This is a genomic window from Pseudomonas fluorescens (assembly GCF_002837185.1).
Lineage (GTDB): Bacteria > Pseudomonadota > Gammaproteobacteria > Pseudomonadales > Pseudomonadaceae > Aquipseudomonas > Aquipseudomonas fluorescens_AM.
Window position 1 is genome coordinate 1 of record NZ_KZ478011.1, and the last position, 14,179, is coordinate 14,179.

The 14,179-nt window shown below is 59.2% G+C and carries 13 protein-coding genes; 11 read left to right on the forward strand and 2 right to left on the reverse strand.

Going from position 1 to position 14,179, the window contains the following annotated elements; translation table 11 throughout:
• Nucleotides 1–133: 133 nt before the first annotated feature.
• Together CIB54_RS20735 and CIB54_RS20740 are read right to left on the reverse strand one after the other, a co-directional pair.
• Nucleotides 134–1,354: a CaiB/BaiF CoA transferase family protein gene (locus CIB54_RS20735; RefSeq protein ID WP_101220810.1), complete on the reverse strand. Its 1,221-nt coding sequence runs from the start codon at nucleotides 1,352–1,354 to the stop codon at nucleotides 134–136.
• 13 nt (nucleotides 1,355–1,367) lie between these two features.
• Nucleotides 1,368–2,549 carry an acyl-CoA dehydrogenase gene (locus tag CIB54_RS20740; RefSeq protein ID WP_065953426.1) on the reverse strand — a complete coding sequence of 394 codons (1,182 nt, stop codon included), beginning with the start codon at nucleotides 2,547–2,549 and terminating at the stop codon, nucleotides 1,368–1,370.
• 158 nt (nucleotides 2,550–2,707) lie between these two features.
• Between CIB54_RS20740 and CIB54_RS20745 the strand changes: the two genes are divergently transcribed.
• From CIB54_RS20745 to CIB54_RS20795, 11 genes are all read left to right on the forward strand, one after another.
• Nucleotides 2,708–3,607, forward strand: a complete 900-nt coding sequence (locus CIB54_RS20745) for a LysR family transcriptional regulator (protein WP_065953435.1) — start codon at nucleotides 2,708–2,710, stop codon at nucleotides 3,605–3,607.
• Between the two features lie 451 nt (nucleotides 3,608–4,058).
• Nucleotides 4,059–5,180 (forward strand): Re/Si-specific NAD(P)(+) transhydrogenase subunit alpha, encoded by a 1,122-nt coding sequence (locus tag CIB54_RS20750; RefSeq protein ID WP_101220812.1) that lies wholly within the window; start codon nucleotides 4,059–4,061, stop codon nucleotides 5,178–5,180.
• A gap of 15 nt (nucleotides 5,181–5,195) precedes the next feature.
• Nucleotides 5,196–5,516, forward strand: a complete 321-nt coding sequence (locus tag CIB54_RS20755) for an NAD(P) transhydrogenase subunit alpha part 2 (RefSeq protein WP_003187417.1) — start codon at nucleotides 5,196–5,198, stop codon at nucleotides 5,514–5,516.
• The gene (locus CIB54_RS20760) at nucleotides 5,516–6,952 is read left to right on the forward strand and encodes an NAD(P)(+) transhydrogenase (Re/Si-specific) subunit beta (RefSeq protein ID WP_065953424.1); all 1,437 of its coding nucleotides are present in this window, start codon (nucleotides 5,516–5,518) and stop codon (nucleotides 6,950–6,952) included. The genes CIB54_RS20755 and CIB54_RS20760 overlap by 1 nt, the downstream gene beginning before the upstream one ends.
• Nucleotides 6,953–7,130: 178 nt before the next feature.
• Nucleotides 7,131–8,624: an acetyl-CoA hydrolase/transferase family protein gene (locus CIB54_RS20765; RefSeq protein ID WP_065953423.1), complete on the forward strand. Its 1,494-nt coding sequence runs from the start codon at nucleotides 7,131–7,133 to the stop codon at nucleotides 8,622–8,624.
• 318 nt (nucleotides 8,625–8,942) lie between these two features.
• Complete coding sequence (locus tag CIB54_RS20770) at nucleotides 8,943–9,158, forward strand: DUF1127 domain-containing protein (RefSeq protein ID WP_003187413.1); 216 nt, start codon at nucleotides 8,943–8,945, stop codon at nucleotides 9,156–9,158.
• A 332-nt stretch (nucleotides 9,159–9,490) separates the two neighbouring features.
• On the forward strand, nucleotides 9,491–9,811 hold the full coding sequence (locus CIB54_RS20775; protein ID WP_065953422.1) for a DUF2388 domain-containing protein: 321 nt from the start codon (nucleotides 9,491–9,493) through the stop codon (nucleotides 9,809–9,811).
• 92 nt (nucleotides 9,812–9,903) lie between these two features.
• Nucleotides 9,904–10,212 carry a DUF2388 domain-containing protein gene (locus CIB54_RS20780; protein ID WP_101220813.1) on the forward strand — a complete coding sequence of 103 codons (309 nt, stop codon included), beginning with the start codon at nucleotides 9,904–9,906 and terminating at the stop codon, nucleotides 10,210–10,212.
• Between the two features lie 38 nt (nucleotides 10,213–10,250).
• Entirely contained in the window at nucleotides 10,251–10,571 is a 321-nt protein-coding gene (locus CIB54_RS20785; protein ID WP_065953420.1) for a DUF2388 domain-containing protein, read from the forward strand.
• The gene (locus CIB54_RS20790; RefSeq protein WP_101220814.1) at nucleotides 10,568–12,529 is read left to right on the forward strand and encodes a DUF7844 domain-containing protein; all 1,962 of its coding nucleotides are present in this window, start codon (nucleotides 10,568–10,570) and stop codon (nucleotides 12,527–12,529) included. Before CIB54_RS20785 ends, CIB54_RS20790 begins: the two co-directional genes overlap by 4 nt.
• 306 nt (nucleotides 12,530–12,835) lie before the next feature.
• Nucleotides 12,836–14,143, forward strand: a complete 1,308-nt coding sequence (locus CIB54_RS20795; RefSeq protein ID WP_017530601.1) for a CitMHS family transporter — start codon at nucleotides 12,836–12,838, stop codon at nucleotides 14,141–14,143.
• The last annotated feature ends 36 nt before the right edge of the window (nucleotides 14,144–14,179 follow it).

Here is a 14,179-nt window from a genome sequence, read left to right on the forward strand (position 1 = left end):
GTTTCGACTGCGCCGGAAGTGGGGCGAATTATAGGCGCACAGAATCTGCCGTCAACGTCTAATTTCGTTTTCTTATCAAATAGTTAGAATTGATCAGAAAACGACCGAAGCTCCTCTATATAGAAGAGAGGTTTCAGATAACTCCAGCCTCTCTTAAAGCAGCCACGCTCGACGGCGCCAGCCCCAGCACACTTTGCAGCACTTGAATCGTATGCTCACCCAACAACGGGGGCGCACTGCGATACTCCACTGGAGTCTTGGAAAGACGAATTGGACTGGCAACCTGAGGCACCATCCCCGCCAAGGCATGAGGCAGCTCTATGGCCAACCCACGCGCCTTGACCTGCGGATCAGCAAACATCTGTGCCAGGTCATTGATCGGCCCACAAGGCACACCTACTTTCTCCAGCTGCGATACCCACTCCGCCGTAGTCTTGAAGACAGTCGCCTGGCGAATCAGCGGAACCAGCGCCGCACGATTGGCAACTCGCATCTTATTGGTAGAGAACCGCAGATCATCCGCCCACTGGGGCTGCCCGGCCACCTCGGCGAACTTGCGAAACTGCCCGTCATTCCCCACGGTCAGAATGAAATCACCATCAGCCGTGGGAAAGTCCTGATAAGGCACGATGTTCGGATGCGCATTGCCCAGGCGTTTTGGCGAAACGCCGGTGGTCAGGTAGTTCATCGCCTGGTTAGCCAGACAAGCTACCTGCACATCCAGCAGCGCCATATCAATATGCTGTCCACCGCCGTCGTGATCCCGGTGAGCCAGCGCCGCCAGGATCGCTACGGTCGAATAGAGCCCGGTGAGAATATCGGTCAATGCCACCCCAACCTTCACCGGCCCCGCACCCTCATCACCCTCAGGCCGACCGGTGAGGCTCATCAACCCACCCAGCCCTTGAATCATGAAGTCATAGCCGGCACGGGTTGCATAAGGGCCGGTCTGGCCAAAGCCGGTGATCGAGCAATAGATCAGCTCCGGATTAATCTCCTTGAGCGACTCGTAATCCAAGCCATAAGCCGCCAAGCCACCCACTTTAAAGTTTTCGATCAGAATGTCCGACTTGGCAGCCAGATCACGCACCAGCTTCTGCCCCTCTGGCTTGGTGAAGTCGATGGTCACCGACTCCTTGTTCCGGTTGGCGGACAGGTAGTAAGCCGCCTCACTGGTGTTCTCACCATAAGCATCCTTGAGAAAAGGCGGCCCCCAGGCGCGCGTGTCGTCACCATTGCCCGGCCTTTCGACCTTGATCACCTCGGCCCCGAGGTCCGCAAGTATCTGCCCGGACCAAGGGCCCGCCAGTACTCGCGATAAATCCAGTACCCGCAGATGCGAAAGCGCGCCCATGTCCGTGCTCCTATTAATAGAAGGCCTGAAGACCGGTTTGTGCGCGCCCCAGGATCAAGGCATGCACGTCATGCGTGCCTTCATAGGTGTTGACCACCTCCAGGTTGACCAGATGACGCGCCACCCCAAACTCGTCGGAGATGCCATTGCCACCCAGCATGTCCCGAGCCATGCGCGCGATATCCAGGGACTTGCCGCAAGAGTTGCGCTTCATGATCGAAGTAATCTCAACCGCCGCCGTGCCTTCATCCTTCATTCGGCCCAGGCGCAGACAACCTTGCAGCGCCAACGTGATCTCGGTCTGCATGTCGGCCAGCTTCTTCTGGATCAACTGCGTGGCCGCCAACGGGCGACCAAACTGCTGACGATCAAGGGTGTACTGGCGCGCGGTGTGCCAGCAGAACTCCGCAGCCCCCAGCGCGCCCCAGGAGATGCCGTACCGTGCCGAATTCAGGCAAGTAAAAGGACCTTTCAAGCCACGCACGTCCGGAAAGATGTTCTCTTCGGGAACAAACACGTTGTCCATGACAATTTCGCCGGTAATGGACGCTCGCAGGCCGACCTTGCCGTGAATCGCCGGAGCACTCAGGCCTTTCCAGCCCTTCTCCAATACAAAACCGCGAATGTCGCCGGCGTCGTCCTTGCCCCACACCACAAAAACGTCGGCAATCGGGCTGTTGGTAATCCACATCTTCGCGCCGGTCAGGCTGTAGCCGCCATCCACTTTGCGCGCACGGGTAATCATCGCACCCGGGTCAGAACCATGGTCGGGCTCGGTGAGACCGAAGCAGCCGATCCATTCGCCGGACGCCAATTTCGGCAGGTACTTTTGCTTTTGCGCTTCGGTACCGAATTCATTGATCGGCACCATGACCAATGAGGACTGCACACTCATCATCGAGCGATAACCGGAATCGACACGCTCGACTTCACGGGCAATCAACCCATAGCTGACGTAGTTCAAGCCACTGCCACCGTATTGCTCGGGAATCATGGCGCCCAGCAAACCGGTTTCGCCCATCTCGCGGAAGATCGCGGGGTCGGTCTTTTCATGACGGAAAGCTTCAAGCACACGGGGAGCCAACTTGTCCCGAGCAAATTGCTCGGCACTGTCACGCACCATGCGCTCTTCTTCGGTGAGCTGTTGATCCAGCAACAGCGGATCGATCCAGTTGAAGCTTGCCTTGCCAGCCATGAATAAGTCCTCACGAAAAGAATCAAAACGTCGTGCAGGCAGACTAGGCCGGGGCGACGCAGAGGGCAAACGAGGTTTCTGCATGAGCTTGTGCTAATTTCTCACTTCGTGATGCCTTGAGAGGCCAAAAACGCGCCTTATCTGTGAGAACAATGTATATGCGCAGGAAAATCCCCAGCACCACCGCACTTGTCAGCTTTGAAGCAGCGGCCCGCCATGAGAGCTTCACCAAGGCGGCGCAGGAGCTTTCCATCACTCAAGGCGCTATCTGCCGACAGATCGCCAGCCTTGAAGAGTTTTTGAGTGTCGAGCTGTTTCGACGCTCGCGGCGCGGGGTAAAACTGACCGAGGCTGGGCTGTCCTATAGCCGCAGGGTGGCTACGCAACTGGATGCAGTCGAACGCGACACGCTGTCAGTCATGGGTCAACAGGGCGCGAATGTCATCGAACTCGCCGTGGTACCGACTTTCGGCACCCAATGGCTGATCCCGCGCCTGAAAGACTTTCAACAGCGGCACCCGGAAGTAACGGTCAACCTGACCAACCGCACGCGCCCCTTTCTTTTTGCCGACACCGAGTTCGACGCTGCGATCTATTTCGGCGATGCCGACTGGTCCGGCACCGAATCCCACAGGCTCATGGGTGAAAACCCTGCTCCCGTGTGCAGCCCACGCTTGCTCGGCGACCGCACACACTTGACCCCTCAGGAAATTGCCGACCAGCCTCTGCTGCAGCAGACAACGCGCCCTTATGCCTGGCGTCAGTGGTTCAACGCCCAACAGATGAGCGTTCCCCGCGACATGACAGGCCCGCGTTACGAGCTATTCTCGATGCTGTCCCAGGCGGCAATGCATGACATGGGCATTGCATTGATCCCGCCCTTCCTGATCCAGCGAGAGTTGAAAGAGCAACACCTGGTGATCGCGAGCCATCAAACCCTGCGCAGCGACAAGGCGTATTACCTGATGATTCCGGAACGAAAGGTCGAATCCGCGTCCTTGCAAGCGTTCCGCGATTGGCTCATCGAGCAATCTCGGCGCTACGACCCCGATATTTAAGGCTAATCCACATTAGTTGACCCTGTAGTCAATTAAATAAAAGCACTACAGATATACGTGGATGTCGCATTTAAACAGACTGTACCTGCTGAACAAAAAAGGGGCGCAAAGCCATGAACGATACGGCTTGTAGCGACTATCACGGTTCAATAACCGACTATTCACATTGACGATGGAAAAACCGAGCATTACTTCATACAAGCCCTTAAATACCTGTATTTAAAGAGGTTATTTCGGCGCATTGCGACAATCAGTCACAGGGTGACTTGTAGTTAATTTTTCGTCACCCGTCATAATCCCTTGAAGGCCGTAAAGTTCGCCTGCAAAATGCCGCGCCCCGCTGTCATTTCAGCGGGATCGTGCTGATCGGCCGCCCCAGCTGCGCCACTCACGGCGCACTGGCCTTTTTACAAAAAGATCAAAAGCAAAAAGATCATGCAGGAGATTTGACGTGCACATTGGTGTTCCTCTCGAAACCCAGACCGGTGAAACGCGGGTGGCTGCCACCCCGGAAACCATCAAGAAGCTGATCGGCCAGGGCCATAAGGTCACTGTACAAAGCGGCGCAGGCATCAAAGCCAGCATCGTCGACAGTGCCTATGAAACAGCAGGCGCAACCATTGGCAGTGCCAACGATGCGTTTGGCGCCGAACTGATCCTCAAGGTGGTTGCTCCCAGCGACAGCGAACTGGCGCTGCTCAAAAGCGGCACCGTATTGGTGGGCATGCTCAACCCGTTCAGCAACGAAACCATTGCCAAGCTCGCAGAGCGCGGCATCACGGCCTTCGCTCTCGAAGCTGCGCCACGTACCTCGCGGGCCCAGAGCCTGGATGTGCTGTCCTCCCAAGCCAACATCGCCGGCTATAAAGCGGTGTTGCTGGCGGCTCATCACTACCCGCGCTTCATGCCGATGTTGATGACCGCCGCAGGCACAGTTAAAGCGGCCCGCGTGCTGATCCTTGGCGCGGGCGTCGCAGGTTTGCAGGCCATCGCCACGGCGAAACGCCTGGGTGCGGTGATCGAAGCCTCTGATGTGCGCCCGGCGGTGAAGGAACAGATCGAATCCCTCGGCGCCAAGTTCGTTGACGTGCCTTACGAAACCGATGAGGAACGTGAATGCGCGGTCGGCGTTGGCGGATACGCGCGCCCGATGCCAAGCAGTTGGATGCAGCGCCAGGCCCTGGCTGTGCATGAGCGCGCCAAACAGGCCGACATCGTCATCACCACCGCCCTGATCCCGGGCCGCAAGGCGCCGACCTTGCTCAGCGCCGACACTGTCGCGCAGATGAAGCCCGGCTCGGTGGTCATCGACCTCGCCGCCGCGCAAGGCGGCAACTGCCCGCTGACCGTCGCCAACCAGGTGGTGGTGGAAAACGGCGTAATCATTTGCGGCCCCACCAACCTGGCCGGCGCCGTGGCAGCCGATGCGTCGGCCTTGTATGCGCGCAACCTGCTGGACTTCCTGAAGCTGGTCTTCACCAAGGAAGGGCAGTTTGAAATCAACCTCGAAGACGACATCGTCGCCGCGTGCCTGATGTGCCGCGACGGCCAAGTCATCCGCAAAAACGCCTAAGCAGGGATTCAGACGATGGAAGAGCTTATCTCCCCCGGTATCTACAACCTGATCATCTTTGTGCTGGCGATTTATGTCGGTTACCACGTGGTCTGGAACGTGACGCCCGCGCTGCACACGCCTTTGATGGCCGTGACCAACGCCATTTCGGCCATCGTGATCGTCGGCGCCATGCTCGCCGCCGCCCTCACAGTTACACCGCTGGGCAAGACCATGGGCACCCTGGCCGTGGCCCTGGCGGCGGTCAACGTATTTGGTGGTTTCCTGGTCACCCGGCGAATGCTTGAGATGTTCAAGAAAAAAGCCCCGAAAGTAAAAGAAGAGGCGCCCAAGTAATGAGCATGAACCTCGTCACGACGCTCTACCTGATTGCGTCGATCTGTTTCATCCAAGCCCTCAAAGGCCTCTCGCACCCGACCACTTCGCGGCGCGGCAACCTGTTCGGCATGCTCGGCATGGCGCTGGCGGTACTCACCACCGTTGGCCTCATCTATAAGCTCGGCGCTGAGCTGGCGACGGCCGGTATCGGCTATGTGATCGTCGGCCTGCTGATCGGTGGCACCGCCGGTTCGGTCATGGCCAAGCGCGTCGAAATGACCAAGATGCCGGAACTGGTGGCGTTCATGCACAGCATGATCGGCCTGGCCGCGGTGTTTATCGCCATCGCGGCTGTCGTCGAGCCGCAATCGCTGGGTATCGTCAAGCACCTGGGCGACGCTATTCCTGCGGGCAACCGCCTGGAACTGTTCCTCGGTGCCGCCATCGGTGCAATCACCTTCTCCGGTTCGGTGATCGCCTTCGGCAAGCTGTCTGGCAAATACAAATTCCGCCTGTTCCAGGGCGCACCGGTGCAGTTCGGTGGCCAGCACAAGCTCAACCTGGTGCTGGGACTGCTGACGCTCGGCCTGGGCCTGGCCTTCATGTTCAGCGGCAACCTCACGGCCTTCGCAGTGATGCTGGCCCTGGCCTTTGTACTGGGCGTGCTGATCATCATTCCAATCGGCGGCGCCGACATGCCAGTCGTTGTGTCGATGCTCAACAGCTACTCCGGCTGGGCAGCGGCGGGGATTGGCTTCTCGCTGAACAACTCGATGCTGATCATCGCCGGCTCCCTGGTGGGCTCCAGCGGCGCGATTCTGTCGTACATCATGTGCAAGGCGATGAACCGCTCTTTCTTTAACGTGCTGCTCGGCGGCTTCGGCAATGCGCCGGACGCCGGCGCTGCGGCAGGCTCCAAGGAAGCACGCCCGGTGAAATCAGGCTCGGCCGACGATGCCACTTTCTTGCTGACCAACGCCGACACCGTGATCATCGTGCCGGGCTACGGTCTGGCCGTGGCCCGGGCGCAGCACGCGCTCAAGGAACTGACCGAAAAGCTGACTCATCGCGGAGTGACGGTAAAGTACGCGATCCACCCTGTGGCGGGCCGCATGCCAGGGCACATGAACGTACTGCTGGCCGAGGCCGAAGTGCCGTACGACCAGGTGTTCGAGATGGAAGACATCAACTCCGAGTTCGGCCAGGCCGACGTGGTACTGGTGCTGGGCGCCAACGACGTGGTCAACCCGGCCGCCAAGAACGATCCGAACTCACCGATTGCCGGCATGCCGATCCTTGAAGCGTTCAAGGCCAAGACCATCATCGTCAACAAGCGCTCGATGGCCAGCGGCTACGCAGGCCTGGACAACGAGTTGTTCTACCTGGACAAGACCATGATGGTCTTCGGTGATGCCAAGAAAGTCATCGAAGACATGGTCAAAGCTGTCGAATAACACTGCGCCAGCGCAATACCCGAAACCCTGGCCTCCGATAGGCTGGGGTTTTTTATGAACGGATGAAACCGACCAAAGGCTCTAAATCGCCACTCGGCATTCGACCATGGTAGCGGGCCGAAACTTTTTGAAATCACTACACTGCCCAACTTGCTTCCGCAGCCTGAGATAACCATTCATGTACCGTGATCGTATCCGCTTGCCTTCGTTGTTGAACAAGGTCATGAGCGCGGCAGATGCCGCTGCACTGATCGAGGACGGCATGACCGTCGGCATGAGCGGCTTCACCCGCGCCGGTGAAGCCAAGGCCGTTCCCCACGCCCTGGCCGAGCGCGCCAAGACGTCACCACTGAAAATCACCCTGATGACCGGCGCCAGCCTGGGCAACGACCTGGACAAGCAATTGACCGAAGCCGGCGTGCTGTCACGTCGTATGCCGTTCCAGGTTGATAGCACCTTGCGCAAGGCAATCAACGCCGGCGAAGTGATGTTTATCGACCAGCACTTATCGGAAACCGTCGAGCAACTGCGCAACAACCAGCTCAAGTTGCCGGACATCGCCGTGATCGAAGCCGTTGCAATCACCGAACAAGGCCATATCGTGCCCACCACCTCGGTGGGCAACTCCGCCAGCTTCGCGATTTTTGCCAAACAAGTAATCGTCGAGATCAATCTGGCGCACAACCCGAACCTTGAGGGGCTGCACGACATTTATATCCCTTCCTACCGGCCAACCCGCACGCCGATTCCGCTGGTCAAGGTCGACGATCGTATTGGCAGCCCGGCGATTCCCATCCCGCCCGAGAAAATCGTCGCCATCGTGATCACCAACCAGGCCGACTCTGCCTCCACCGTGACGCCACCCGACAGCGACACCCAGGGCATCGCCAACCACCTGATCAACTTTCTGAAACAGGAAGTAGAGGCCGGGCGCATGACCAACAAGCTCGGCCCGCTGCAGGCCGGTATCGGCAACATCGCTAACGCAGTGATGTGCGGCTTGATTGACTCGCCGTTCGAAGACTTGACCATGTATTCGGAAGTGCTGCAGGACTCCACATTCGACCTGATCGACGCGGGCAAGCTGAGCTTCGCCTCCGGCAGCTCGATTACCCTGTCGGAACGACGCAATGCCGATGTGTTCGGCAATCTTGCGCACTACAAGGACAAGCTGGTGCTGCGCCCGCAGGAAATCTCCAACCATCCTGAAGTGGTGCGCCGCCTGGGCATCATCGGCATCAATACAGCGCTGGAATTCGATATCTACGGCAACGTGAATTCCACCCATGTCTGCGGCACGCGGATGATGAACGGCATTGGCGGCTCCGGGGACTTTGCGCGCAATGCGCACCTGGCGATCTTCGTCACCAAGTCGATTGCCAAAGGCGGCGCGATTTCCAGCGTAGTGCCGATGGTCAGCCATGTGGACCACACCGAGCATGACGTCGACATCCTGGTGACCGAAGTGGGCCTGGCGGACCTGCGTGGCCTGGCGCCACGCGAGCGGGCCCGAGTGATCATCGACAACTGCGTGCACCCAGCGTATCGCGACGCGCTTAACGGTTACTTCGTTGCCGCCTGCGCTATCGGCGGGCATACCCCGCATATCCTGCGCGACGCACTGAGCTGGCACATTAACCTGGAAGAAACCGGGCACATGCTCAAGGCTTGATGGATACACGACCGGGTCGATACCTATACAGTTGTATCGACCCGGTGCTTTGATCGGCAGATCTATCAAAAACTGTACTGCTGTACCGGTCATTTCCTACGGAAATATCCCACAACCCCCATCAAAAAAGCCTAATTCGCACCGTTTAAGTGCGCACAGGTACAGTTGCCCCAATTTCGTACCGTACAGCCTCTATAAACAGTTAACTGGCCCCTCACAATACAGGTGAACTGTATCTAGAGACTCTTGCGTGCGAAGAGGATCATTGGCATCAGTTAAACCACTACCTAATCCCGCCACAAGCGGAAGGATGTCATCATGGAACGTACACTCAGTTCCGAACTGTTCTTCGAAGAAAAAGCTGTTAACACCCAGGCCTCCCTGCCTCTGCGCGTTCTCGCCAACCTGATGTTGTGGCAGCGCCGCATCTCCAGCCGCCACCAGTTGGCTCGCCTGGATTCGCGTCTGCTGGCTGACGCCGGTATCAGCGAAGCTCAACGCTACGAAGAGCTGAGCAAGCCGTTCTGGCGCTGATTGGCGCTCGCTGGCCCTGACCCGCCGGGTCCACCGCCAGCACTCTGATTTGTCAAAGCAAAGCCCGCCCCGGGTAACCGGAGGCGGGCTTTGTTGTATCTGGATAAATGAAACTGAAAACGGCAGCCTTCTGCCGGACAGGTACAGTTTTTACATTTCAAAATATAACCATAACAGTTAACCACAGGCTTCCGAATGAGCAAGCGGTGACCTAATATCCAGTCACCACGTGGCGAACCTTGTAGAACGGGCGTCAGATGCCCAATTGCCCAACGTCCGTTTCACTGTGGCCGTTCTGTGCCACCTTATTTGCTCATCTACAGGAGTTACCCATGTCCCGTCTTCGCCTGCTGTGCACCGCCGCCCTGTTGGCCGTTGCTGCCAACGCCAACGCGAGCAGCTTTATCGTCACCACCGATTCGATCGTTGGCGCACTGAAAGCCACCTCCGACGCCACTTCCGATGCCACGTCTTCCCTGCGCGACAACAAGGTGGTGCGAGCCGCCCGTGACGACGCGGCCAGCTTTGTTGCCAGCGAAGGCGCCATCCGTGGCGTGAAACTGGAAAGCGCCCTGGCGCAGATCCGCCAACAGGCGCCGCAATTGACCACCGCCACTGACGCTCAATTGGCCCAGGCCATCCTGGCGATCTAACGCCAGGGGCAAGCAGGGAGAGCCAGTCAGCGCACTGGCTCTCACCCGGTCATTGCGCTAGCCTTGGCGCTCGTTTTCGGTTGTCGAGTGCCATGGCTTTTTCATACCGCCTGTTGATTGTTCCCGTAATGTTCTGTGCCTGCTGGGCACCGTTGGCTTCGGCCTTGGATGTCTCCGTTCAGAGCACCGTTGTCAGCGCGTACGCCACCAGCAAGGTGACTTCCGCGCCGTTTGATAACAAGTTGGTTCGGGTTGCCAAGGATGATGCTGCTGCTTTCATTGCCACTGACGGCCAACGGCGGGGCGCACGCCTGGAGTCCGCGCTGGATTACCTGCGCCGCACCCAGCCAAAACTTCATGCAAGCGACCTTGAACTGGCGCAGGCAATTCTCGTCCAATAATCATCTTTGTATGTCCATCTTTGTCTTGGAGTCACCCCATGCGTAGCCCGTTGATCGTCGCCGCCCTCGGCCTGCTGTTTCTGGCTGATATCGCCCAGGCGCAAACCCTGAAGGCCACCAGTAACATCGTGGTTCGCGCTTCGGCGCGCACCATCGATTTCACCTCCGACACCACCACCTCCATCCGCGATTCCAAGATCGTGCGCCAAGCCCACGATGATGCCGCCAGTTTCGTCGCCACCCATGGCGAGATCCGTGGCGCGCAACTCGAAGCGGCCTTCGACACCCTGCGCACCCGCGTACCGCAAGCCCGTGATGCCAGCGACCAGACGCTTGCCGAAGCTATCCTCGCTCTGTGAGGCGAGTCAAAGCCTGGCTCCTGGCCGGGGCTGTGCTGCTGTGTGCCGGTGCAGCCCAGGCCAGCCTGCAACTGCAGCTCAAGGCCGATGGCCTGAGCCCGGCTGAACAGCAGGCCAGCCAGGCATTGCTCGATGAAGCGATGGGCGCCCTGCCGCCGCGCTTCATCGAGCAACTGGACCGCCGCATCGAGGTCGGCTGGACCGACAAGATGCCTGAAAACGCCTACGGCCAGGCCTCCCTGGTGTCCGAACTGGACCTGAACCGAAACCTGCTGGCCAGCCTGACCGACGGCAGCGCCGCCACCCGGAAAACCAACCGCCCCCACGGCACCGTGCGCCGGGAAATGCTCGCCACTGTGCTGCATGAACTGACCCACCTCTATGACCGTGCGCGCCTGTGGTCCAAAGACGAGCGCGCCCTGATTCAACGCTGCAGCCGCCAGAACAACATCACCGGCCTGATTGGCCTGCCCGATCAATGCCGTGGGCAGAACGACCGTCGCTTCACCCTGAGTGACGACCCTCGCCTGCTGGACCTAGCCGGCTGGCCGCAATACGTCGGTCGTCGCGGCGAACGCGAGCAGCACAACAACCAAGTGGTTCGCAGCCCGGATATCTACGAAACCACCAGCCCGCTGGAATTCGTCGCGGTCAACATGGAGTACTTCCTTCTCGACCCCAGCTACGCCTGTCGCCGTCCCGCGCTGGCGCGCTATTACAAGGAACACTTCGGCTGGGCGCCGCCCGGGCAGGATAAGTGCGGCAATACCTACGCTTTTCTGAACGCCGGCAACGATTTCGCCAAGACACCGCTGGGTCAGATTGACCCGGAACGCGTGTACGAAATCGACTACCTCCTCGCCGAAGCCAACCAGAACCTGGTGAGCCGCTGGGGCCATAGCATGCTGCGCCTGGTGATCTGTGCGCCCGGTCGTCCCCGCGGGCCGGATTGCCGCCTGGACCTGGATCAGCACCTGGTGTTGTCCTACCGCGCCTTCGTCGGTGACGTACAGCTGTCGAGCTGGGATGGTCTGGTGGGCAAATACCCGTCGCGACTGTTCGTGCTGCCGCTGGCCCAAGTCATCGACGAATACACCAAGACCGAACTGCGTGGCCTGGCGTCAGTGCCGCTCAAGCTCAATCGTCAGGAAATCAACGACACGGTCGAACATGCCGCCGAGATGCACTGGAGCTACGACGGCAATTACTTCTTCATTTCCAACAACTGTGCAGTGGAAAGCTTGAAGCTGTTGCGCAGTGGCAGCGCGAATCCACAATTGACCGGCCTGGACAACATCACCCCCAACGGCTTGCTGGAGGTGCTCAACGCACGCGGGCTGGCCGACACCAGCGTGCTGGATGACAAGCGCGAAGCGTTGCGCCTGGGCTATCACTTTGACTCGTTCCGCGAGCGCTACCAGGCGATGTTCGATGTCTTGCGCAAGCGTCTGCCGATCAAGCAGACCCAGGTCGAAGACTGGCTGTCGCTGAATGCGCAGGAGCGCCGACAATGGTTCAGCCAGGCCGACTTGCGAACCAGCGCCGCGTTGCTGTTGCTGGAACAGGCCAGCTTTCGCAAACAATTGATGCTCGCCCAGGACGAAGTCAAACAACGCTACCTCAATGCCCGTGAGCTGAAAAACGGTGGCATGGAAAAAGCCAACAACACATTGCAGCAAATCCTCGCCAACAGCGGCTTCCTCAGTCGCCCCGCCGAGTTGCTCGACAGTGGCGGCTACGGCCTGCCGCAGCCTTCGGAGGCCAAGCGGCTGGAATCGGAAAGTGCCGAGCGCCAGAAGCAACTGCAATCGCTGACCGGTGAACTGGATAAAGAAGTAAGGGCGCTGCTCGATCCTTCCCGCGCTGCCGAGATTGCCGCTTGCGAGGCCAATCTCAAGCAAATGGGTGAGCATCTGCGAGCGTTGCATAAAGCGGCCGGCGGCCTCGAACTGCCGTAGATACTCAGCTAATCAAGTGATCCCAATGTGGGAGGGGCTTGCCCCCTCCCACACTTTTTATCTGCATAAGCCTCACGACCGAGTGTCACCTGTTTTCCCAGCGAAAGCTGGCTGAAAGCTTACCCGTCTAGGATCGCCCCCACTGTCGGCAATAGACCGACTGTTAACAACAACAATGGTGATTCCCGATGTCCGCCCGTACCCGTCTGTTTATCCCAACTCCCCCCGTACGCCTCGTGCCTTTCGTTCTGCGCTGACCCCACCCGGTTCGCCATTCCCTAGCCGCGCTACGCCTGGAGTATTCCTATGCTGACTTTCCTTGGCTTTGCCATGGTCATCACGTTCATGTTCCTGATCATGACCAAGCGCCTGTCTGCGCTGATCGCCTTGATCATCGTGCCTATCCTGTTCGCGCTGTTCGGCGGCTTCGCGCCGAAGATCGGCCCGATGATGCTCGAAGGCATCACCAAGCTTGCGCCGACCGGCGTGATGCTGATGTTCGCCATCCTCTATTTTGCCTTGATGATCGACTCCGGCCTGTTCGACCCGGCCGTGCGCAAGATCCTCAAGATGGTCAAGGGCGACCCGCTGAAAGTCTCGGTCGGCACCGCCGTGCTGGCCCTGGTGGTGTCCCTCGACGGTGACGGCGCCACCACGTACATGATCTGCGTCGCTGCGATGCTGCCGCTGTACCAGCGCATCGGCATGAGCCCGCGCATCATGGCCGGCTTGATCATTCTTGCCGGTGGCGTGATGAACATGACCCCTTGGGGTGGCCCGACCGCCCGCGCCGCCAGTGCGCTGCATGTGGACCCCTCGGATATTTTCGTGCCGATGATCCCGGCCATGGCCGCTGGCGTGGTCGCGATCCTGGTGATCGCCTACATGTATGGCAAGCGCGAACGTGCGCGCCTGGGTGAGCTGCATCTGCAAGGCGACGAGATCGACCACAGTGAAATCAGCGTGTCGCAATTCCCGGATGCCCGCCGTCCCAAGCTGATCTGGTTCAACGGCGCGCTGACCCTGGCGCTGATGTGCACCCTGATCGCCGGCCTGTTGCCACTGCCGGTGCTGTTCATGGTGGCGTTCAGTATCGCAATGATCGTCAACTACCCGTGCCTGCAACAGCAGAAAGACCGCGTCGCCGCCCACGCCGGCAGCGTCTTGGCAGTGGTGGGGCTGATCTTCGCCGCCGGCATCTTCACCGGCATCCTGTCGGGCACCGGCATGGTCGATGCGATGTCCAAGAGCCTGCTGGCGGTTATCCCTGAAGCCTTGGGGCCGTACCTTGCGGTCATCACGGCGCTGGTGAGCATGCCGTTTACCTTCTTCATGTCCAACGATGCGTTCTACTATGGCGTGCTACCAGTGCTGGCCGAAGCCGCCAGCCACTACGGCATCACCGCTGTGGAGATGGCGCGTGCGTCGATCGTCGGGCAACCGGTGCATCTGCTCAGCCCACTGGTACCCTCCACCTACTTGCTGGTCGCCCTGGCAGGTATCGAGTTTGGCGATCACCAGCGCTTCACCCTCAAGTGGGCAGTACTGGTATGCCTGTGCATAATGTTCGCCGCGTTGCTGATGGGGATTTTTCCGCTGTTCAGCACTCTATAATCGTACCGACTCACTCACCGCGCGGCGCTACAGTTC